This is a genomic window from Pseudoalteromonas sp. DY56-GL22 (genome assembly GCF_041414715.1).
GTDB classification, from domain to species: domain Bacteria; phylum Pseudomonadota; class Gammaproteobacteria; order Enterobacterales; family Alteromonadaceae; genus Pseudoalteromonas; species Pseudoalteromonas simplex.
Genome location: NZ_JANHZR010000005.1, coordinates 243,808 through 266,555 on the forward strand (window position 1 = coordinate 243,808; position 22,748 = coordinate 266,555).

Annotated in this window: 16 protein-coding genes and 1 other RNA gene; 10 read left to right on the plus strand and 7 right to left on the minus strand. The window is 41.3% G+C overall.

Annotated features, from left to right (window positions below):
* Positions 1–4 precede the first annotated feature (4 nt).
* Together cydB and NO991_RS13315 are read right to left on the minus strand one after the other, a co-directional pair.
* Positions 5–1,144: a cytochrome d ubiquinol oxidase subunit II gene (gene cydB / locus NO991_RS13310; protein WP_138617138.1), complete on the minus strand. Its 1,140-nt coding sequence runs from the start codon at positions 1,142–1,144 to the stop codon at positions 5–7.
* Entirely contained in the window at positions 1,141–2,727 is a 1,587-nt protein-coding gene (locus NO991_RS13315) for a cytochrome ubiquinol oxidase subunit I (protein WP_054553106.1), read from the minus strand. The genes cydB and NO991_RS13315 overlap by 4 nt, the downstream gene beginning before the upstream one ends.
* A gap of 421 nt (positions 2,728–3,148) precedes the next feature.
* Between NO991_RS13315 and lpxB the strand changes: the two genes are divergently transcribed.
* The 6 genes from lpxB to NO991_RS13345 all read left to right on the plus strand — a co-directional run bounded on the left by lpxB (position 3,149) and on the right by NO991_RS13345 (position 11,103).
* Positions 3,149–4,306, plus strand: a complete 1,158-nt coding sequence (gene lpxB / locus NO991_RS13320; RefSeq protein ID WP_300358903.1) for a lipid-A-disaccharide synthase — start codon at positions 3,149–3,151, stop codon at positions 4,304–4,306.
* Positions 4,296–4,901 (plus strand): ribonuclease HII, encoded by a 606-nt coding sequence (gene rnhB / locus NO991_RS13325; protein WP_138599325.1) that lies wholly within the window; start codon positions 4,296–4,298, stop codon positions 4,899–4,901. Before lpxB ends, rnhB begins: the two co-directional genes overlap by 11 nt.
* Positions 4,901–8,392 (plus strand): DNA polymerase III subunit alpha, encoded by a 3,492-nt coding sequence (gene dnaE / locus NO991_RS13330; protein WP_054553103.1) that lies wholly within the window; start codon positions 4,901–4,903, stop codon positions 8,390–8,392. The genes rnhB and dnaE overlap by 1 nt, the downstream gene beginning before the upstream one ends.
* Positions 8,393–8,408: 16 nt before the next feature.
* Entirely contained in the window at positions 8,409–9,365 is a 957-nt protein-coding gene (gene accA / locus NO991_RS13335; protein WP_054553102.1) for an acetyl-CoA carboxylase carboxyl transferase subunit alpha, read from the plus strand.
* Positions 9,366–9,455: 90 nt separating this feature from the next.
* The gene (gene tilS / locus NO991_RS13340) at positions 9,456–10,766 is read left to right on the plus strand and encodes a tRNA lysidine(34) synthetase TilS (RefSeq protein WP_371352118.1); all 1,311 of its coding nucleotides are present in this window, start codon (positions 9,456–9,458) and stop codon (positions 10,764–10,766) included.
* Positions 10,759–11,103, plus strand: a complete 345-nt coding sequence (locus NO991_RS13345) for a hypothetical protein (protein ID WP_166341542.1) — start codon at positions 10,759–10,761, stop codon at positions 11,101–11,103. The genes tilS and NO991_RS13345 overlap by 8 nt, the downstream gene beginning before the upstream one ends.
* A gap of 25 nt (positions 11,104–11,128) precedes the next feature.
* On the opposite strand, the gene NO991_RS13350 is transcribed toward NO991_RS13345, so the two are convergent.
* Positions 11,129–12,025: a GGDEF domain-containing protein gene (locus NO991_RS13350; RefSeq protein ID WP_235373785.1), complete on the minus strand. Its 897-nt coding sequence runs from the start codon at positions 12,023–12,025 to the stop codon at positions 11,129–11,131.
* A 138-nt stretch (positions 12,026–12,163) separates the two neighbouring features.
* On the opposite strand from NO991_RS13350, the gene NO991_RS13355 reads away from it, so the two are divergent.
* Entirely contained in the window at positions 12,164–14,137 is a 1,974-nt protein-coding gene (locus NO991_RS13355; protein WP_300358912.1) for a monovalent cation:proton antiporter family protein, read from the plus strand.
* Positions 14,138–14,144: 7 nt separating this feature from the next.
* On the opposite strand, the gene NO991_RS13360 is transcribed toward NO991_RS13355, so the two are convergent.
* Positions 14,145–15,290 carry a patatin-like phospholipase family protein gene (locus NO991_RS13360; RefSeq protein ID WP_138599329.1) on the minus strand — a complete coding sequence of 382 codons (1,146 nt, stop codon included), beginning with the start codon at positions 15,288–15,290 and terminating at the stop codon, positions 14,145–14,147.
* Positions 15,291–15,424: 134 nt separating this feature from the next.
* Here NO991_RS13360 and NO991_RS13365 point away from each other — a divergent pair, with 134 nt between their 5' ends.
* Both NO991_RS13365 and ffs read left to right on the plus strand, forming a co-directional pair.
* Entirely contained in the window at positions 15,425–16,294 is an 870-nt protein-coding gene (locus tag NO991_RS13365; protein WP_300358915.1) for a DUF3014 domain-containing protein, read from the plus strand.
* Positions 16,295–16,430: 136 nt separating this feature from the next.
* An RNA gene (gene ffs / locus NO991_RS13370) (signal recognition particle sRNA small type) lies at positions 16,431–16,527 on the plus strand.
* A gap of 423 nt (positions 16,528–16,950) precedes the next feature.
* Here the strand turns inward: ffs and NO991_RS13375 are convergent.
* The 3 genes from NO991_RS13375 to NO991_RS13385 all read right to left on the minus strand — a co-directional run bounded on the left by NO991_RS13375 (position 16,951) and on the right by NO991_RS13385 (position 21,705).
* A complete protein-coding gene (locus NO991_RS13375; RefSeq protein WP_371352119.1) occupies positions 16,951–17,925 on the minus strand; it encodes a transposase in 975 nt (324 codons plus the stop codon).
* A 735-nt stretch (positions 17,926–18,660) separates the two neighbouring features.
* Positions 18,661–20,451, minus strand: a complete 1,791-nt coding sequence (locus NO991_RS13380; protein ID WP_166341534.1) for an ATP-binding protein — start codon at positions 20,449–20,451, stop codon at positions 18,661–18,663.
* A gap of 333 nt (positions 20,452–20,784) precedes the next feature.
* Entirely contained in the window at positions 20,785–21,705 is a 921-nt protein-coding gene (locus NO991_RS13385; protein ID WP_054553765.1) for a LysR family transcriptional regulator, read from the minus strand.
* A 218-nt stretch (positions 21,706–21,923) separates the two neighbouring features.
* Here NO991_RS13385 and NO991_RS13390 point away from each other — a divergent pair, with 218 nt between their 5' ends.
* On the plus strand, positions 21,924–22,739 hold the full coding sequence (locus tag NO991_RS13390) for an SDR family NAD(P)-dependent oxidoreductase (protein WP_300358690.1): 816 nt from the start codon (positions 21,924–21,926) through the stop codon (positions 22,737–22,739).
* Positions 22,740–22,748: the final 9 nt, after the last annotated feature.

Genomic DNA, 22,748 nt, shown 5'->3' on the forward strand with positions numbered 1-22,748 from the left:
CTCCTTAGTAGCTACCGTGCGTGTTGTTTTCGATTTCACTGATGGTTACTTTGCGCCACATCTTCACATAGCACCACGTTGTGTAAATAAGGATAAGTGGTACAAAAATAACCGCTGCAATAAACATCACGTTGAGAGTCATATGGCTCGAAACCGCATCCCACATAGTTAAACTAATATTTGGGTTGTTACTCGAAGGCATAACGAACGGGAACATTGACATACCCGCAGTTAAAATTACGCCTGCAAGCATTAGGCTTGACGCTGCCAATGCCATTGCCGGTTTTTGTAATTTAGATAACACAATCGCCAGTGCCGCCATCACGAATGCAAGGGCAGGGAACAGCATGGTTAATGGCATTTTTGTATAGTTATCAAGCCATGCACCTGGTGCCTGCGTGACTGTTTTACCAAGCGGGTTTGCAAAGCCTTGAGTATCGCCCATGCTAACGATTTTATAACCGTCAATTTGCGATACCCACACACCTGCCAAGGCAAACAACACAATAAACGCCATCAGCGCATATTGACCGTATTGTGCTGAGCGTTTTGCAACCTCTGCATCCGTACGAAGTTGTAGCCACATGCCTGCATGACCAACCAGCATTAGTACGCTTACTAAGCCTACAACAATGGCAAATGGGTTTAATAACGCAAAGAATGAACCTTGATAACTAACACGCAGTAGGTCGTCGATATGATAAGGCACGCCCAGTAATAAGTTACCAAATGCCACACCAAATACTAAAGCAGGGATAAAGCTGCCTGCAAATAAGCCCCAATCCCAGTTGTTTCGCCAACGTGGTGAGTCTATTTTTGAGCGGTAATCAAAACCAAGCGGTCTGAAAAATAACGCAAATAACACCAGCATCATAGCAAAGTAAAAGCCAGAGAACGCGGCCGCGTATACCATAGGCCAAGCAGCAAACAGTGCACCCCCAGCGGTGATGAACCAAACTTGGTTACCATCCCAGTGAGCACCTATGGTGTTAATTACAGTACGGCGCTCCACATCGGTTTTACCAACTAGGCGAAGCAAAATTGCCACACCCATGTCCATGCCATCGGTCACTGCAAAGCCAATCAGTAATACACCAATTAACAGCCACCAGATTAGTTTTAATGTTTCGTAATCAAAAATCATGACTGAGCTCCTTGGCTTGCAAGTGAATCTGCTTTAGCAAGTTCATGGTGATATTTACCAGTATGAAGCGAGCTTGGACCTTGTTTAATAAAGCGCAGCATTAACCAGCCTTCTACAGCAGCAAGTCCTGTGTAAAAGATAATGAAGCCAGTAATGCTGATAAGTAAATCGTTTACCGTCAGAGATGAGGTTGCCAAGAAGGTTGGTAGAATCTCTGAAATAGCCCATGGTTGGCGGCCATATTCAGCAACAATCCAACCAAATTCAATGGCAATCCACGGCAGTGGAATACTCCATACCGCAGCCCATAATAACCAGCGTTTTTGCTCAATAATGCGGTGCGCGTTGTAATAAAATGCAAGCACGAATACGCCAAGCATGATCACACCGCAACCGACCATAATTCTGAAGGACCAAAACATAGGACCAACTTTAGGGAACGAATCTTTCACTGCTTTTTGAATGTGCTCTTCTGTGGCATCTACCACGTTAGGCGTATAGCGTTTTAGTAGTAAACCATAGCCAAGGTCGTCTTTTAAGCTATCGAATTTTGCAATGTTTTCTGGAGTGTCTTCACCACCTCGAAGCTTCTCTAAGTATTCGTATGCAACCATGCCATTACGAATTCGTACTTCGTGTTGCTTTTCTAGATCTTTAATACCCGTTACCTGTTCATCAATAGAGCGAGTAGCAATGATGCCCAGTGCATAAGGTATTTTAACAGCAGCGTGGGTGACTTGCTCTTCTGAATCAGGAATACCGACCAGAGTGAATGCAGCAGGGGCTTCTTCGGTGTGCCACTCAGCTTCAATGGTTGCGAGTTTAACTTTTTGTACCTCGCCAACTTCGTAGCCAGATTCATCACCAAGTAAAATAACACAAAGGATAGACGCTAAACCAAACCCAGAAGCAACCGAAAACGAGCGTTTAGCAAAAGCAAGATCGCGACCTTTTAGGATGTACCAGCTACTAATGCCCAGTACAAACATAGATGCTGCAACATACCCTGCCGAAACGGTATGAATAAACTTAACTTGTGCGACGGGATTGAATACCAGTTCAGCAAAGCTGGTCATTTCCATGCGCATGGTTTGATAATTAAACTCAGCCCCTACAGGGTTTTGCATCCAACCATTGGCAATCAAAATCCATAAAGCTGATAGGTTAGTACCTAGAGCCATAAGGAAAGTTGCAGCTAAATGCTGACGTTTTGTTAGTCGCTCCCAACCTAAAAAGAACATACCGACAAAGGTTGACTCTAAAAAGAATGCCATTAAGCCTTCAATCGCTAGCGGTGCGCCAAAAATATCGCCCACGTAGTGAGAGTAGTAAGACCAGTTGGTACCAAACTCAAACTCCATGGTTAGACCTGTCGCCACACCAATCGCAAAGTTAATACCAAATAACTTACCCCAGAATTTAGTCATATCACGATAAATTTCGCGACCAGTCATCACGTAAACGGATTCCATGATCACCAAAATCCACGTCATACCTAAAGTAAGGGGAACAAATAGGAAGTGAAAGAGGGCAGTGATTGCAAACTGCAATCGCGATAGATCCACAAATGTTTCATCTATCATTGTTTAGCTCCTTGTTAGCGAGTGCGGTAGACACGACAAATTATTGGTTATGAAGTTTCAGTAATTATTGAAACTTTGTGAATATTAACCTTGTATTCATTTTAGTCAATAGAAAAATAAGAAAATAAGATTAAATAATTGTTCATCATTTCTACAGACTAGAGATTAAAGCTTAACTTTTCAATCGATTAATTACCTTATCAAAAACTTTTAGCCAGTTTTTATAGAACAAAAAGATTACTCACTTATAGGTATTCTCTCGGCTAAAAAATTAATTGTTTACTTTCTTAGCTGGTTACCTAGGTTAATGAATAAGCACTTATTTAAATTCTAGTATTAATTACTCGTGTGACATTTATCCGACTGCTAAAACACGGTAAACTCATTTTTATTAGTGCCAAAAGTTGCGAATTATCAACGAATGAAAGAACAAACAAAGCCGTTACGTATTGCCTTGGTGGCAGGTGAGTTATCAGGTGATATTTTAGGTGAAGGGCTAGTAAAAGCACTTAAACGCCGTTTTCCAGATGCCATATTTGAGGGGATTGCAGGCCCGCGTATGCAAGCGGCTGGCTGTAAAACATTATTCGATATGGACGAATTATCTGTAATGGGCTTAGTTGAAGTACTTGGCCGATTACCGCGCCTACTAAAAATACGCAAACAATTGGTGCAGCATTTTATCGATAACCCACCAGATGTATTTATTGGTATAGATGCCCCTGACTTTAACTTACGTGTTGAAAAGCCGCTAAAAGAGGCGGGTATTAAAACAGTACAATATGTTAGCCCGTCAGTGTGGGCGTGGCGCGAAAAACGCATTCATAAAATCAGTGCCGCCACTAACTTAGTGTTGGCATTATTGCCGTTCGAAAAAGCCTTTTATGATAAGCACGATGTACCTTGTACGTTTGTGGGTCATACTCTGGCTGATGATATTGCTCTTGAGCACGACCAAACCGAGGCTCGTAATCAACTTGGATTGGCACAAACTGATAAAGTGCTTGCATTACTACCTGGTAGTCGAGGTTCTGAAGTAGGGCTTTTAAGCGAAACTTACATTGAAACAGCGGCGAAATTACAAGCGCAAAATCCTGATCTTAAAATTGTGGTGCCGTTAGTCAATGAAAAACGAAAAGCACAGTTTTGTGAGATTTTAGAAAAAACAGCCCCTGTTCTAAAACTGCAATTATTGGATGGTCAGTCAAATCTTGCAATGCAAGCCGCTGATGCCATTTTGCTTGCCTCAGGAACCGCAACACTTGAAGGTATGCTGTACAAAAAGCCGATGGTTGTGGGTTATAAAATTAAGCCATTGAGTTACTGGATTTTCAAAACCTTATTCACTTTTAACATTAAGTATTTCTCGTTGCCTAATTTATTAGCCGATGAAGAACTCGTCCCAGAGTACCTACAAACTGAGTGTAATGTTGAAAACCTATCGGCTGCGCTAACACCTATGCTTAATACCGATAACAGCGAACTAAAGGCGCGCTTTTTAGCCATACATAAAAACATTAGATTAAATGCCAATGAACAAGCTGCAGCAGCAGTCGCGGAGTTACTAAATGCAAATTGAACGACCGAATGTTAATTATATTGCTGGTGTAGATGAAGTTGGCCGTGGTCCATTGGTCGGTGATGTTGTTACTGCTGCGGTAATACTGGACCCAAATCAGCCAATTGCAGGGTTAGCCGATTCTAAAAAGTTATCAGACAAAAAACGTCAATTATTAGCGGCAGAAATAAAAGAAAAAGCCCTGTGCTATGCAATTGGTCGTTGTAGCCCAACTGAGATTGATGAGCTAAATATTTTACATGCCACCATGCTCGCGATGAGTCGCGCGGTTGAAGGCTTAAGTGTAAAGCCAGAGTTTGTTTTTATTGATGGTAATCGTGTGCCTAGTCAATTAACTGTGCCAGCACAGGCGGTAGTAAAAGGCGATAGCCTAGTCGAAGAGATTTCAGCGGCATCTATTTTAGCGAAAGTTGCCCGCGATGAAGAAATGATTGAGCTTGATAAGCGTTACCCTGACTATGGTTTTGCAGGCCATAAAGGCTACCCAACTAAAGCACACTTTGCAGCGCTTGAACAATACGGTGCTATTGCAGAACATCGTAAAAGCTTTAAACCTGTTCAGCGCATTTTGGCGTTAAAAGGAGAGCAACTGTAATGCCTGCGCCGCAATTTGTTCACTTACGTGTTCACTCAGATTTCTCAATGGTGGATGGCCTCGCTAAAACTAAGCCAATTGTCGCTAAAGCAGAAGAGCTGCAAATGCCTGCGTTGGCTATCACCGATCAGATGAACTTATGTGGTTTGGTGCGTTTTTATGGTGCTGCCCATGGCGCGGGGATTAAGCCTATTGTCGGCGCAGATTTTTGGCTCAGAAGCCCTGAATTTGAAGATGAACCTAGCCGAATTACCATCTTAGCGAAAGATAACGAAGGCTATAAAAACCTCACCTTGTTGATTTCTAAAGCATACCAACGAGGGCATTTATTTCACCGCCCGGTAGTAGACCGTGAATGGCTAGTGGAGCACAAAAGTGGCCTAATTTTATTATCTGGCGCTAAAGATGGCGACTTAGGTAAAGCCCTATTAAAAGGTAACCCTGGGCTTATAGAATCGGTCGTTAGCTTTTATAAGCAACATTTTAGCGATCATTATTACATTGAGCTTATTCGTACGGAACGTGCTTTAGAAGAAGACTATTTACACCTAGCTGTTGAGCTTGCCGCAAAAGAGCAGTTACCTGTAGTGGCAACTAACGAAGTAGTATTTTTAAAGCCAGAAAACTTTGAAGCCCATGAAATCCGCGTAGCAATCCATGACGGTTACACCCTAGAAGATAAACGTAGACCAAAACGTTTTTCTGAGCAGCAATACCTTAAAACGGCTGAGCAAATGGCTGAGCTATTTAGCGATATTCCTGAAGCGCTAGAAAACACTGTTGAAATTGCTAAGCGCTGTAATGTGACCGTGCAGCTCGGGACTTACTTCTTACCAGATTACCCAACCGGTTCGCTAAAAATTGAAGACTTCTTGGTTAAGGTCTCTGAAGATGGTCTTGAAGAGCGTTTACAGTTTTTATTCCCCGATGAGCAAGAGCGAAAAGAAAAACGTGGCGAGTATGATGAGCGTCTGAAAATAGAGCTCGACGTAATCAACCAAATGGGTTTCCCAGGTTACTTCTTGATCGTAATGGAGTTCATTCAGTGGAGTAAAGATAACAATATTCCGGTAGGTCCAGGGCGTGGTTCTGGTGCTGGCTCATTGGTTGCTTATGCACTGAAGATCACCGACCTCGATCCACTCGAATTTGACTTACTATTCGAACGTTTCTTGAACCCAGAACGTATCTCAATGCCCGATTTCGACGTCGATTTCTGTATGGATAGGCGTGATGAGGTAATTGATCACGTAGCGGCGCTTTATGGTCGTGACGCGGTATCTCAGATCATTACCTTTGGTACTATGGCTGCAAAAGCGGTTATCCGTGACGTAGGCCGTGTACTTGGTCACCCTTACGGCTTTGTTGATCGTATCTCTAAACTAGTACCGGGCGATCCGGGCATGACCTTGGCTAAAGCGTTTGATGTTGAGCCGCGTTTACAAGAAGCCTACGACGGTGATGAAGAGGTCAAAGAGCTTATTGATATGTGTCGCATCCTTGAAGGCTGTACACGTAACGCGGGTAAGCACGCTGGTGGTGTTGTAATATCACCCACCACAATCACTGACTTTGCCGCTCTTTATTGTGATGATGAGGGTAAATTCCCGGTAACGCAATTTGATAAAAATGACGTTGAGACAGCAGGTTTAGTAAAGTTTGACTTCTTAGGTCTTAGAACACTCACCATCTTGCAGTGGGCGCTTGATATGACTAACGAGCGCTTAGCTCGTGAGGGTAAAAAGCCCGTTGATATCAACGCTATTCCACTTGATGATAAGCCAAGTATTGAGTTACTGCTACGCGCCGAAACCACCGCGGTATTCCAGCTCGAATCTCGTGGAATGAAAGACCTTATTCGTCGTCTAAAGCCCGACTGCTTCGAAGATATGATCGCACTGGTAGCACTATTTCGCCCTGGTCCATTGCAATCAGGCATGGTAGATAACTTTATCGACCGTAAGCATGGCCGCGAAGAATTATCTTATCCAGATGCGCAGTGGCAACACGATAGCTTGCAACCAATCCTTGAGCCAACCTACGGTATCATTCTTTATCAAGAACAAGTAATGCAAATTGCTCAGGTACTGGCTGGTTATACGCTAGGTGGCGCTGACATGCTGCGTCGTGCGATGGGTAAGAAAAAGCCTGAGGAGATGGCAAAGCAACGTTCAACCTTCGAAGAAGGCGCTGTTAAAAACGGAGTTGACGGCGAACTTGCAATGAAAATCTTCGACTTGGTAGAGAAGTTCGCAGGTTATGGCTTCAATAAATCTCACTCAGCTGCTTATGCCTTAGTATCGTACCAAACGCTGTGGATGAAAACCCACTACCCAGCAGAGTTTATGGCTGCGGTAATGTCGGCAGATATGGATAACACCGATAAAATTGTTACCTTGGTAGATGAATGTGAAAACATGAAACTGACCTTGTTACCGCCGGATGTTAATGCCGGTGAGTACAAGTTTACGGTTAATCTACAAGGTGAAATTGTTTACGGTATTGGTGCCATTAAAGGGGTTGGTGAGGCACCGGTTGAAGCTATTTTAGAAGCTCGTAGCGAAGGTGGCCCGTTTAAGGACTTATTTGATTTTTGTGCCCGTGTTGACTTAAAGCGTTTAAACAAGCGTGTTGTTGAAAAGCTTATTTATGCCGGAGCGCTCGACCAACTTGGCCCAGATAAAACCCAGCCTGGCCGTGCAACCTTACTCGCAAGCTTAAAAGATGCCATGCGAGCGGCCGATCAGCATCATAAGGCTGAGTCACTTGGGCAGGCAGATTTATTTGGATTACTTGCTACAGAGCCAGATGAAGTTGAACAAGCATTTATTAAAGCCACAGATTTAACCGACAATGAGTGGCTAGACGGTGAGAAAGAAACTTTAGGTCTGTACTTAACTGGTCACCCAATTAATCAGTATCGTAAAGAGTTAAAGCATTATACGTCAGGAAGGCTGGTTGATTTACAACCCACTAACCGCGATGTGCAGTCAACGGCTGCAGGCTTAGTGATTTCTGCTCGTACCTTGATAAACAAAAAGGGAAATCGATGGGGTCTTGTAACTTTAGATGACAAGAGTGCCCGTATTGATGTACGCTTATTCCCAGAACAGTTTGAAATGTACCAAGATTTGCTGCAAGTAAACAATATCTTGGTAATATCTGGACAGGTCAGCTTTGATAACTTCTCTGGTGGCATTACAATGACCGCTAGAGACATATGCACCATCGCACAGGCGCGAGAAAAACGTATAAAAGCGATTAAAATGACCTTGAATATGGTGCAGATCGAGGCGAACTTCTTCGATAATTTACAAAAAGTGCTGGAACCTTATAAGTTTGGTACTTGTCCTATTAAAGTATTCTATCAACGTCCGGATGCGTTGGCTGAGATTACTTTAGGAACCGAATGGTGTGTTACGCCGAGTGATGACTTAATTCACAAGTTATCGCTGATGGCGGCGCAAGATGTAGAACTAGAATTTAACTAATTAGGTAGTTTAGAGCATGAGCCTCAATTATCTTGATTTTGAGCTTCCAATCGCTGAATTAGAAGCAAAAATTGAAGAATTACAAAATGTAAGCCGCGCTGGCGAATTAGACCTTGGATTAGAAGAGGAAGTCAGTCGATTAAAAGAGAAAAGTGCTGAAATGAAAGAGAAAATTTTCTCTGAATTAGGTGCTTGGCAGGTTTCTCAGTTAGCCCGTCATCCGTTGCGTCCTTATACTCGTGATTACATCGAGCGCATTTTCACGGAATTTGACGAACTAGCAGGCGACCGTACTTTTGCTAACGACCCAGCTATTTTAGGTGGTGTTGCACGTTTTGAAGGTCAACCAGTGATGGTTATTGGCCAACAAAAAGGGCGTGACACGGCTGAAAAAATTAAACGCAACTTTGGTATGCCAAAGCCAGAAGGTTACCGTAAAGCATTACGCTTAATGGAAATGGCTGAGCGTTTCAAAATGCCAATCATGACTTTTATCGACACCCCAGGTGCATACCCAGGTGTTGGCGCTGAAGAGCGTGGTCAAAGTGAAGCAATTGCGCGTAATCTTAAAGTAATGGCTGCGTTAAAAGTACCAACTATCTGTACTGTTATCGGTGAAGGTGGTTCTGGTGGTGCTTTAGCTATTGGTGTGGGCGACCGCGTTAACATGTTGCAATACAGCACTTACTCTGTAATTTCGCCAGAAGGTTGTGCATCAATCTTATGGAAAAGCGCAGACAAGGCACCATTAGCTGCAGAAGCCATGGGTGTAACAGCTGCACGTGTTAAAGAGCTTGATTTAATCAACAACGTAATTGATGAGCCACTTGGTGGCGCACATCGGAATTACGATGCGATGGCGCGTAACCTTAAAAACCAACTTAAGCGTGACCTAGCTGACTTACAAGGCCTTTCACTAGATGAAATGCTTGATCAGCGTTACAAACGTTTAATGTCGTTTGGCTATTGCTAAACACAGCTTAAAATTGAAAAAAGCCGCTTTTGCGGCTTTTTTGTTTTATAATGCCGATAACACAGACGCTTGTATACTCATTGGTTTTTAATGCAAACATCAGATTTATACCACCATTTTTTAGCACAATTGCAGCCTTTGCTGAACGCTCAGCAAACTTGCTTTAGCGTTGCCTTATCTGGCGGTGTAGATTCGGTTGTGTTGTTACATTTAATGAAGCAAGCTCAACAGCAGCACTCAGAACTTAAGCTTGAAGCTGTGTATGTTAATCATGGTTTGAGCAAGTATGCTGATGAGTGGCAAGGGTTTTGCCAATCGCTATGTGAAGAGTTCAACGTGGCATTTAAAGCTGTGCTGGTTGAAATTCATCAGCGCTCGCGTACATCACTTGAGGCACAAGCAAGAGAGGCTCGGTACCAAGCACTCGACGAAAACTGTATGTTAGGTAGTGTAATACTGCTTGGTCAGCACTTAAATGATCAACTTGAGACCTTCTTACTTCGCCTAAAGCGTGGTTCTGGCTTACAGGGCTTAGCATCAATGCCACAAACACGATTATTAGCGTCTGGGCGTGTGTGTTTTAGACCCTTGATTAATATCTCGCGTGAGCAAATTGAACAATTTGCCGATGAATTTGCTATTACCCATATCACCGATGATTCAAATGTTGATGAGCGCTTTGACCGTAATTTTTTACGTCATCAGGTTCTGCCTATTTTAACGGAGCGTTTTCAAGGGTTTGAAAAAAGTGCAGCGCGCAGTATTCGGCTGTTACAAAAGCAGCAATCACTGCTCGATGAATATACGCAAAGCGACCTTACACACTGCCAAAATTCACAGGGTGGTTTAAGCTGCGAGGCAATAGCGAGGTTTAGTAAGCCCAGACAAGCAAACCTTGTCCGTGCGTGGCTGAATCAGTTTACCCATCAACTACCTTCTGAGAATCAGCTACAGCAAATTATTGAGCAAGGTTTAACGGCAAAAGCCGATGCGCAGTTAAAAATTTGTTTGCAAAGCGGTGATGTTCGTCGGCATCAGCAGCATTGGTACTTTGTGAAGGAGCAGGCAATACCTGAGGCGATGGATATAACTTTGCAGGGCATTGAACTGACAGATGGCCGAAAACTAATAGTGAAAGCGGGCAAGGGCATTAGAAAACCAAAGCAGGATGAGCAAGTAAGGGTTGAGTTTAATAAGCCACAAGCACGTATCAAACCTTTATATAAACCCGGCTCAAACACCTTAAAACATTGGTTTAAAGATGCCAAAGTAGCTCCTTGGTTACGTGCGCAGACACCACTAATTTTTTATAACGATCAACTTGTGCAAGTTGTTGGCTACTTTGTTAGTGAACAGCACAGTGTTGAAGATGGAATTCTTTGGGAGACACTCTATGAGTGAACAACCTCATGTTGGTTTATCACTAGTTAATAAAGCACCACTTGGCTTTGCGTTGTCGGTGCTAGTGGCTGTAATTGCTGGTTTTGCTTATACAGAGCTGACAATAAATACACTTTTTTATGCGCTAGCTGGCGGCCTAGTATGCTCATTATTGCTGCTAGGTTACTGGTCAGGCAAAGGCGGTATTTTCTTTATATTGGGCGTGCTTACGCCGCTGGCATTAGTGATGGTATCGCCCCTTACCACCATGGCTGCCTTGCTTTACTTATTAAGCGGCTTCTTCGCTGGTTTTTGGTTAGTATTATTTGGTTATAAACTTATAAACAAAAAAGCCTAGCGGGGGATGCTAGGCTTTTACTCAATTAGTAAGCTCTTGCGCAGTTTCTTCCTGCTGCTTTTGCCTTATAAAGGCCCTTGTCAGCACGGGCAAACACTTCGTTTTCGCAATCTTGGTTATTGGCGAGTGTATAACCAATACTTGATGTAACATCATATTGAGCCATCAATCCTGAGCTAGCAACTAAGCTCATAATGCGATCGGCAATCACTTTATTAGTGGTAAATTCAGGATCGTCAATTAGCAATGCAAACTCATCTCCACCAAAGCGGAAAATTGAGTCGGTACCGCGAACACTACTGCGTAATACATTGGCAAATTCTTGCAGCACATCATCGCCAATTTTATGACCAAAGTTATCGTTTACTTGTTTAAAGTTATCTAAATCAAGCAACATTAAGCTAAATGGGCGATGTTGACGGCGGCAACGTTCTAGCTTTTGTGCCAAGCTGTCATTAAATTGACTACGGTTATTTAAGCCTGTTAGCGCATCTTTAGTCGCTAAACGTAATACGCGGGTGTACATAAGCGCATTACGCAGTGGATAAACCAAAGCTGTATGGAGCTGCTTTAATTTTGCTTCAATCGCTTTACCCATAGGGAACTGACTAAAGTAAATTAGCTGCCCTAAGCGTTCACTTTCGATATCTAAATCAAAAGAGTACGGTGTTTGGCTGGTATCGCTGCCTGCGCTTTGTGACACTCCGAGTGCAGATTGGAACTGTAAGCCAGATAAATTGATTAGTTGCTTTGCGTGCTCGGCAAAAATAGTCAAAATTTCTTCGATTGATAACGTGGTTTGTAACTTTGCGACCAAATCGTGTGGACTATTTGTTTCATTTATTCGGTAATGCTCTGCCGAAAACGGCAGAAACTCGCCTCGCGCAGACACCCGCTGCGTCAAAATATGGACATTTTCCATGATAATTCTCCCCCCGGAGTGTTTAGATACTCCCATGTAGCGAGATTTGTGCCATATTTTTAAACTGGCCGAAAAACAGAAGGTTGCTATATTTAAAAGAGAAACCAGTTTTGTCACTAAGTCTAGGGAGTTGATTGCTTGCAAAATGTGCTGATCCAAGTGTTTGGCTTGCTTGTCGCTGCCGTATTATTTGTTTGGTTTTTCAAGCGAATTGGTTTACCACCCATTCTTGCTTATCTTGCGACAGGCGTATTGGCAGGGAGTCATGGTATTGGCTGGATGGCGCAAAGCCATGAAATGCACTTTGTTGCTGAGCTCGGCATTGTGTTTTTACTGTTTAGCTTAGGGCTTGAGTTTTCATTGCCGCGTTTAATGGCAATGCGCAATATTGTATTTGGCCTTGGCTCCTTACAGGTCGTGGTGACCAGCATAGTGTTTATGCTAATTTTACTGCTGCTAGAGCACAGCCTTTTAAACAGTTTTACTATTGCTAGTTTAATGGCGCTGTCTTCAACAGCGGTGGTGGTGAAGCTACTTAAAGAATCTGGAGATTTAAACCAGCGCCGCGGCCAGTTGGCAATAGGGGTGTTGCTGTTTCAAGATATTGCTGTTGTCCCTCTGCTCATTGTTTACCCCTTGCTAGCCCAAAGTGGCTCTGAAGAAATTGCCGGTGCATTGGCTTTTGCACTTACTAAAGGTGCTTTAGTGTGTATTTTATTGTTCGGCATAGGTAAATGGATTTTGCCTAAAGTGTTTAGCGAAATAGCGCTGGTAAGAACCGATGAGCTATTTATGCTAACGACTTTATTGGTTGCCTTGTTTGCCGCAGGCTTGACTTACCTATTTGGTTTATCGATGGCGTTAGGCGCATTTTTAGCCGGCATGATGTTAGGAGAAAGCCATTATCGTCACCAACTAGAAGCCGATATTCGACCGTTTCGCGATATATTAATGGGGCTATTCTTTGTGACTGTTGGTATGCAGCTAGATGTGCTTTATGTACTTAATAGTTGGTACTGGATCATCGCGGTATTAATTGGTTTATTGCTATTTAAAATAGCGGTGCTTGCGATTGCTGCGCAAGTGATGGGGGAGCGAAAGCAAGATGCGGTATCAGCGGGTATTATGCTTTGGCAAATGGGGGAATTTGGTTTTGTGTTAATTGCACTTGCTTCTCAGCATTTGTTAATAAGCTCAGAGCAAGCTTCGTTTTTAATTGCAGTTGGCGTGCTTTCGATGGCGCTAACGCCTTACTTAATTGAAAAAACACCGCTTATTCTCAAAAAACTTGGCCTTTTAAGCCATACAGGACAGTACTGGCAGCAGCCTGCGACAAGTAGTCCTTTGTATCAAAATCATGTCGTTATTTGTGGTTTCTCCCGTGTTGGGCAAACTGTTGCGCGCTTTTTAAAGCCAGAAGCAATTGAATACGTCGCGGTCGAAAGTAACCCTATCTTATTGCAAGAAGCGAAAGCGGCTGGTGAACCGGTTATATTTGGCCATGTGAATCAAAAAGATATTTTAAAATCAGCGGGTGTAGAGCGGGCAAGGCTAGTCATTATTACCTTTACCGATTTTGAGCAAACGCAAATAGTTGTTGATGCCATCAAACAAATAGCACCTGATGTAAAGATATTGGTAAGAATGCGTGATGATACTGAGCTTGAAACCCTTAAAGAGCTTGGTGTTACTGAAGTGGTACCAGAAACCCTTGAAGCAAGCCTTATGTTAGTTTCGCATGTACTTTATATGTCTGGTGTGCCGATGACACGGATCATACGCCGTGTTAGTAAAGAGCGGCGCAATCGTTATAAATTTTTAAATGGCTTTTTCACTGGTGATAAACTTGATGGCGAAGAGGCCAGTTCAGATAGGCTTGAGTATTTACATGTTATAGCTCTGCCAGAGCATGCTTATGCGGTTAATCAGAAAATTAGTGAGCTTAAGCTTGAGCAGCGCCGTGTGTCGGTTAGAGCGCTGCGCCGACAAGACCGTGAAATTGACGCGCCTTCATCACAAACAATTTTATTAGCAGGCGATATTTTAGTGCTGCAAGGCAAGCCACGCCGAGTAGAGCGGGTAGAGAGGTTTTTACTCGACGGTATGGAGTAGCGATTAGCTACTCCAACTCTAAAAATTTACGAATTTCAGGTAGCTTTTTAAGGCCATCTTGGTAGCCAATTTCTATGAGCTTTTGGGTATAACGTTTTTCAAACAGTAAGTAGCTTGTTAAACTCGATTGCGAACGTTTCTTAACACCTATCATACGTAGTAACACCTTAATTGCCATGGGCATGTCATCATAAAACTGAGCTGCGATTGCATTAAAGTTTTGCGATGGATTGATCACGCAAGTTTCGATTTGTTTAAGCTCTTGGTGTTTGTCACGGGCAGGTAATAGGCTCAGCGTGCGATTGATACGTTGTAAACGTTCTAAATCAGACTGAAGTGTGTCGGTAAAGACGCTATCGAGTAAGTGACCAGCAATATTGGAAAGGCCAGGGTAATGAGGCTGATAACCCGGCGGATGCAATTCTTTTGGTTCATCAACACCAATAATAAAGATTTTTTCAGCACCTAAATGAACCGACGGACTCAGTGGCGAAAGTTGGTGAATAGAGCCGTCGCCGAAATAGTGGTTATACACATTCACACTTGGGAACACCATAGGTATGGCACTCGACGCCATTAAGTGCTCAACATTTATGCGGGTTGCTTGTCCTTCACGTTTTGCTCTGCGCCACGGCTTTTGTGTAAGTGACTGAAAAAATGCCACAGAGTCACCTGTGGTATAGCTCGAAGCAGTAATCGATACTGCATCTAGGTAATTTTTATGCAGGTTTCGTTCGATACGCGATAAATCGAGTATTTCGTGCAACAGTTTTCGCAGCGGCTTATTGTTCAGCAAACTCGCTGGTGGGTGATTTATATGTTCAGATTGAAAACTTGTAAGCATGTTGCGGGTAATATGCAAAAACACACTTAAAAAGTCGCTTTTATAAACCTGAGAGGTCGAAAAATTCTTCCAAACCCATTCAAGTTTTTTGCATGCTAAATGTGCACACGATGCATAACATGCTAATGCAGCGGAATTAATTGCCCCAGCTGATGTCCCATTAATAATAGTAAAGGGCAGCGGTGCTGTACGAGGCATGCTTTGCGTTATCGCTTTAAGCACACCAACTTGATAAGCCGCTCGCGCGCCACCACCTGTTAGTAATAAAGCGATTTTAGAGTGTTGTGTTTTTTTTAACTTACTGCTCATGGTTGCATTTAAATAGTTGTGCGTCTTTACTTTATTTATCAACTGTAAGTCTTTAAGCTAGAAGAAGCAAAGATTAGCTCAAGGCTAAATGGTTTTTTCGTATTTTTATCTGTTTTATTTTTAAGGGAGTGTCTATGTCAGAGCATTCGTCAGAGCCTGAAGTACAAAAGGGTTCATCAAATAACAACCTGATTTTTGCGGTGGTTGTGCTTATCCTTGTTGCTGGTGTGGCAGCGTTTATATTATTGAAGCCTGAAGATAAACCAGTGCAAGTTGTTGAAGACATTGTTAGCGAACAAGCGCCAGTTGTTGAGAATCAAGAGCCAGAGCCTGACCCAGAACCTGAAGTTTCAGAGCCTGAGCCAGAGCCCGTTGTTGTAGATACTGCACCAGAGCGCACTCCAGAGCCAGTTCCAGAAGTTGAGCCACTACCAACGTTAAATGAAAGCGATGAAGTGGTTGTTGCTCGCATGGATGAGTTACTAAGCGACCAAGTGATGAGCTTAATGGTGACTGATGATCTTATTCGCCGTGGTGTTGTGTACGTTGATAACATCGCAAAAGGTAAAGTGGCAGTTAGCCATGCACCTGTAGAACGCCCTAAAGAGTCGTTTAAAGTTATTGAGGGCGATATTTTAACAATCGACCCAAATAGCTATGAGCGCTATACACCTTACGTAAAACTATTTACTAGCTTAAGCGCTGCTCAAGTTATTCGTATGTATGATGAATATAAACCCCTTATCAGTGAAGCTTATGCAGAAATTGGTTACGAAGGTGATGCATTCACAGGCACGTTAGAAGAAGCGATTGATGTACTGCTTGATACGCCAGAGCCAAAAGGTGATATGCCACTCGTTCGTAACTCAGTTACTTATCAATATGCTTACTCTGAGTGGGAAAACTTACCCGATGCGCAAAAACAACTGCTGCGTATGGGCCCAGAAAATATGAAGAAAGTGAAAGCCGCGCTGCGCAACATTAAAGCTGAACTTGAAAAGTAAGCGATAACCCCCTTAATGACAGTGCGATTGTATACCAAGTATGCAATCGCACTTTCTTTTTCGAATACCCCTTGAATAACTGGCTAAAAGTAGAGATAATCCCTCCCGCGCCAAACAAGGCCCTCAATGGTAGTCTTATTGGTCCTCTCGCAACACTAGCAGGTGAACCTGGTCAGGCCCGGAAGGGAGCAGCCACAGCGTGTGATGTGTGTGCCGAGATGCGGCTGGTAAGACTGCCACCCAAAATTCTATTTGGGTGACTTATTTCATTTAAATCCCTTTTAAATTTTTTTAGAACCAATCTTTTATTCTTGTATTAATCTAACTTTCTTTGAGCTTTTTATTTCTTAAGTTATCAAGACATCCACTTTAAGGTTATCTAGGCACCCAAGTTAGACAATATAAATTCAGGCTCAATTTTGATGATTTGATTGAAGATGACACAGCTGGTTAGGTACAGGTAATAAAGTTATTCGGACACCCACTTTTGTAGGTATTTTAATAACTAATTTTAAAGCCGACTTGCTTAGTCGTTCTAAATTAATTTACAGATAAATGTTATGTTTAGGTGATTCTGTAGACATTGTCTGATTAGCGCCTGATTTGGGCAAGCTTAGCTCAAAGGCAGACCACTTTAAACATTTTCGAGTTTCGGTTTAGGCAAATAGTGCACGACTAGTGCTAATAGAGCTTCTTCGTTTTCGTTTCATGTGATTCGTATAATCGTTGATGGCTTGTTCTTTACCCGCTGTATTTTTAAATGAGCGGGTAAAGGAAGTGGTGAGTGTAAGCCAGTTGTCAGTACAAATGTTTAGTCTTTCAAGTATTGGTAATGCATCTTCTGGGATTTTCCCTGGTTTATCTTCTCGTATTGAGCGACCAGTCCAATCAACGAGTTGCAGGTATGTTTTGAGCTCATATGGCAGACCTTTAGGCATATGCTTACGTGGTTTACCTGCAAAGCGCATAAGTGATTTTGGTTGCTTATTATTTTGAGCTGACTCAATGCGTGTTTTTATACTGGTGTAGTCAGATTGCTCAGGTAAATCAGCCGCTTTCGCTCTTACAGGGTTTAGGTCAACATACGCAAGACAAGCTGCAAGAGCTGCTTCATCAAGTAATGCTTGTGACTTAAAGCGACCTTCCCAAAAACGACCTTTACAGTCATCTTCTTGATTCGCTTGTCGTGCAATACTCTCATTAAGAACGCGCATAAACCAACTGATGCTACTGAGCCTCTCTCGATATAAATTTACTCTGGCATTAATCGCAGAAAGCTCTGCTTTTGTTAGCAATTCGCCATTTAAGAATTGTTGGCAAAGGAATGTACTTTTAAATAACTTGTGCCATCTAATCAGAATCGCTTTATTATTCAAACGATTTGCTTTTGCTATATCAATATGAAGTACTAGATGAGTATGGTTACTCATAACTGCGTAAGCACAAACATCAATACAAAATATACGACCAAGTTGAAGTAGTTTCTTTTCAACCCAATCGCGCCGGTGTTCATACGAACGACCTGTTAGTGGGTCTTGCCCGCACAAATAAGCGCGACGAACGCTGCGTGAAATACAGTGATAGTAAGGCGTGTTTGAAACGCTAATTAAGTTTCTACGAGGGGTTGCCATGCTCTTCTCCTCCATGAGTTGAACACTATAAGCTTAGCTGTAATTCTAAAGAGTGAGAAACAGAAAGTAGTTTATTCACTTTTTTGTTAAACAATTGACAATTTGTTTCGCAAGTAATCTTAGGTTGATTATACTTTAAAAACTAGTAAGTTAACTCGAAATCATAAATGTTGACTTGCTAGAATCCCAACATATAAGTTTCTTTATTTCTAGCTCTTTTAGTATGTTGAGTAGTTCGGTTTCAGAAAGACAGCAGTTCTGTTTTAGGTTATCAATAGAAATTTCTTTATTAGAGTTGTTAACTTTTGAGGCTAACATAATACGATAAATTAATTTTGACTTGCGATTCATAATGCACTCCCCACATTTGCATAGCATTTTATAATAAATTGCTACTCTCTAATTTGTTAAAGCTTGGTTTTGTTGAGGAAAGGCATTGCAAGCTTCCTCTATATAGTTTCATTACAAGCAAATTAGATGTGTTTATTATTAGATTTTATGTGTATTGATGATTTTTTCGACTATGAGCGATCTTTTTCGCTAAGTCAAATGCAATTGATATGCTAATTTTACCAAAAGTGGGTGTCTAATTACGTGATGTCTCTAGTCCTCTCTAAAGTAGGTGATTAATTATCTTTAAACATGGGTGTCTTTTTATCATTTCTCAGACACTAGCTGTTGGGATTTAAACTGTTAGTGCTGGAGTCATGTGCTCTAATTATGGGGCCGTTTTTATTAATCAGATAAGTTTTGGCTGTGCTGTGAAATGGCATTATTCAAGGCTTCAAAGAGCAGATGTTTTTCAACGGGCTTACCAACATGGCAGTAAAAACCACAGTTCTTGTATTCAATAATATTTTCTTTCATGACATTTGCTGTTAACGCGATTACCGGAGTCGTAGGGTTTAATGCTCGAATGTGTGCACAGGCTTCAATCCCCCCCATTTTTGGCATTTGGATATCCATCAGGACGAGCATAGGGTTTATTTTTTTAAATAAATCTATAGCCTCTAGACCATCTTTGGCAAACTGAACATTGGCATTTGTTTCGGCCATTAAGGATTGAATGACCATAGTATTAAGTGGGTTATCTTCAGCAATTAGAACTGTTTTACCTTCAAGATTGGGAACATCAGTTATATGGGGGCTTTCTATGATTTGCTGCTGCTCTGCTATTTCTAGCGGTAAAAATATGGTAAAGCGTGTGCCTTCGCCTAATTTACTATCAACGTCTATAGTACCTCCCATCCGTTTAATTAAGTTTGTTGTTATTGACATGCCAAGGCCTGTGCCGCCAAAGCGGCGTGTAATACTATTATCAGCCTGTTGAAAGCGTTGAAAAAGATTTGCCAAACCTTCTTCACTCATACCTATTCCTGTGTCTAATACTTGTAACTCGATACCTGGGATTAAGTTTTTTACTTTTTTCTTTACAATAACTTGTATACCACCTTGCTCTGTGAATTTCACAGCGTTAGAAACTAGGTTTAAAATTATTTGCCTAATACGAACAGGATCACCAATCCATATATTTTCGACATTTTTGTCTATATCAATGTTTAGCTCGATAGACTTTTCGTTACAGATAGGTAAAAAATCAGAATTTATAGATTCAACTATTTTTATCAAAGAAAAGTTAACATTTTCGATTGTAAGCTCGTTCGCTTCCATTTTAGAAAAGTCTAAAATATCATTAATAATAGTAAGTAATGATCGGCATGAAAAAAGAGCTTTTGAGACAATTTCTATGTTTTGGGGCTTTTGAATATTAGGTTGCAGGATTTGTAGTAAACCCATAATGCCATTTAAGGGGGTTCTAATTTCATGACTCATATTAGCAAGAAATTCTGATTTAATTCTTGCCCCTTCTAATGCTTGATCAGTTAAAGCTTGTTGCTCTTTATATGAGGTAGATAGCTTTTTAAAGTAAAAGAGCAAAATACCAGCCAAAAGTACAATCGTCAGAATATGAACTGTATATGCAAATTTAAAGTTTTCATTTATCGCCACACTCTTTTTCTTAAGCATGGTGTTTACGTGGCTTTCAAAGTCAGATAGGGCTGCAAGGGCTTTCGCATCATCAACTTTTACAATGTCGTCAATAGCTTCACTAGAAGCGCCTTGTTCAATCATTTTGAGCGCTAAATCAAGCTTTTCCTCATAATTAGCTAGGGTCGTTCTTACACCGCCGAGAGCTTGCTTGTCGTAATTTTCTACAGCTTCTAGCTTTTCTAGTATTACTTTTATTTCGTAAATTTCTTTTTTTATACTAGGGAGGTAAAGATCAACATTTTTTCTTAAAATTAGATTTTTAAAGTGGTGTATAAAGCCACCATATCCTAACCTTTGCACCAAGGTGTCATGTAAAACATAAACGTTGCTTGCAGTATTGGAATAATCACGCCATTGGTTATCAACATGCTTGTAAAAGAATAATGAAGTCACTGTTAGCAGAATGACTAATATAATAACAATTACCGCGTTTACTCTCAGCCTTGTTTGAGTTTTCTTTAGCGATTGAGTCATGAGTCTTGTACCTACTAATTAGTAACTCTAAGCATAGCATTTAAAAAGACAATCCGTGACTTTTATTACTTAAGTTTTACCTATATCATTATTTAATAATACTTAATTATGTTTTATGTAAGGCTATTGCTACCTATGTTAAGAGTTTCTGATTTTCGACTGCATGGATACAGAAGGGAGAGCAATGCGGGAGCAATTGCCGAAAATAACTAAATAATGAAATTTTTGCTTTGTTATCAACGAGGTTTTATTGCCTCAAAATAGTCTACCTAATTAAGCGCATAGGTATTAGTTTTTGCTATTAAATCGTGCAGGGTGCTCATAATAGAGTAATCATTTTTTATTTATCGTTTCCCACTCTGGCGAGTTACCTATTTTTTCGACTAAGAAATCTATAAGAACTCTTACTTTAGCCGTAAGTACATTTGATTTCGGGTATACAAGCCAGATAGCGCTGTTATCACTTATTTGATAATCAGGTAAAACTCGAATTAAAGAACCTGCTTCTAGCTCAGTATGAATATTCCACAATGAACTCATACAGATACCCACGCCAGCTTTTGCTGCTATACGCATACTTGCGCCATCATCACACAAAATGCGTGGCTTACTTTTTTCAGGTGGAAAACTAAAATGATCGCTGCAATTAGGGGTAATTAACTTGCGGGGTTTGGTATTTAAAAACACTAATAATTGATGTCGGATAAGCTCTTCAGGATTCCTCGGAGTGCCATTACGAGCCAAGTAGTCTGGTGAGGCACACAATATCCGAGTGTCTTTGGCAAGGCGTCTGCAAATCAAGCTACTATCTTCCACAGCGAGGTTTCTCAGTGCTAGATCAAACCCTCCTTCAATTAATTTAACTTGGCCATCTGAGAGCATGAGTTCAAGGTTTATATCTGGGTAGCGGTCTAGGAATTCTGGCAAAATAGGCATGATAAAGCGCTGCGCAAACGTACTTGATGCAGCAAACCTCAATGTTCCGCTAATATTAAGGTTACCTTGTCCTAAGGTTGCAAGCGCGGCTTCTTGTTGAGCAAGGATCTCTTTGGCATAAGGTAAAAACTCCATGCCAGCAAGTGATAAAGTTACTTTCCTTGTCGTTCTGTGGAATAGGTCTGCTCCAACTTGCATTTCTAATTTGGCTAACCAGGCACTTGCTACAGATGGAGTAAGGCCCAGCTGCTCGCCTGCAGCACTAATGTTGAGTGTCTCAGCCGCTAACACAAATAGTTTAATGCAATTAGTGTCCATCAATTATCTCGAAAATCAGAATTCTGATTCTTTTTATACGTTATTTATTCGTTTTATCCAAAGCCTTAAGCTTTATTTGTAAAACTAAACATGACAAATGCAACTAAAGGGGAGAGTTTTATATGTGTAAGTAAGCCTTATTTATCAACTGCATAGCAGTGATGAATTTATTTGCTTGACTAACTTCACTGACCCCTTATTAAAAGGAATCATTATGTATGCCTAAAACAATTTTATTAACAGGCGCTACAGATGGCATTGGCCTTGAGACGGCAAAAAAACTTGCTTCATTAGGTCATACGCTTTTACTTCATGGTCGTAGCCAGCAAAAGCTTTTACAAGCAAAAGAGTTGATAGAGGCGCTTTATAGCAGTGCAAAAATTGATACGTTTTTAGCTGACTTATCAGAGCTAAAACAGGTGGTTGAATTAGCCAATCAGGTCAAAGCTAAATATTCACATATTGATGTACTGATCAATAATGCTGGCGTTTTTAAAATAGCAAATAACCTAGGCGAGGGAGATCTAGATGTACGCTTTTTAGTGAACACGATTGCGCCTTATATTTTGACCAAATCTTTATCTGCTCTTATGAATGAAAATAGTCGCATAGTGAACCTATCTTCAGCGGCGCAAGCACCGGTTAGTATTGCAGCACTTAAAGGCTTGCAAGCATTGTCTGATAGCAGTGCTTATGCGCAAAGTAAATTAGCGCTAACTATGTGGACGCTACAATTGGCAAAACAATGGGCAGACAATACTCCTTCTTTAGTGGCAGTTAATCCAGCCTCTTTTTTAGGAAGCAAAATGGTTAAGGAAGCATATGGTTCACAAGGAAAAAATTTGGCTATCGGGGCTGATATTTTAGTTAAGGCTGCGTTAAGTGACCAATTTACAGGTATGACTGGCCGTTATTTTGATAATGATATTGGTGCATTTTCGAACCCACATCCAGATGCGTTTGATACAGCAAAAAATACTACTTTGATTATGGCGATGGACGAAGTTTTAACTCGTCTAGATGTAAAAATTTAGAGTTTATTT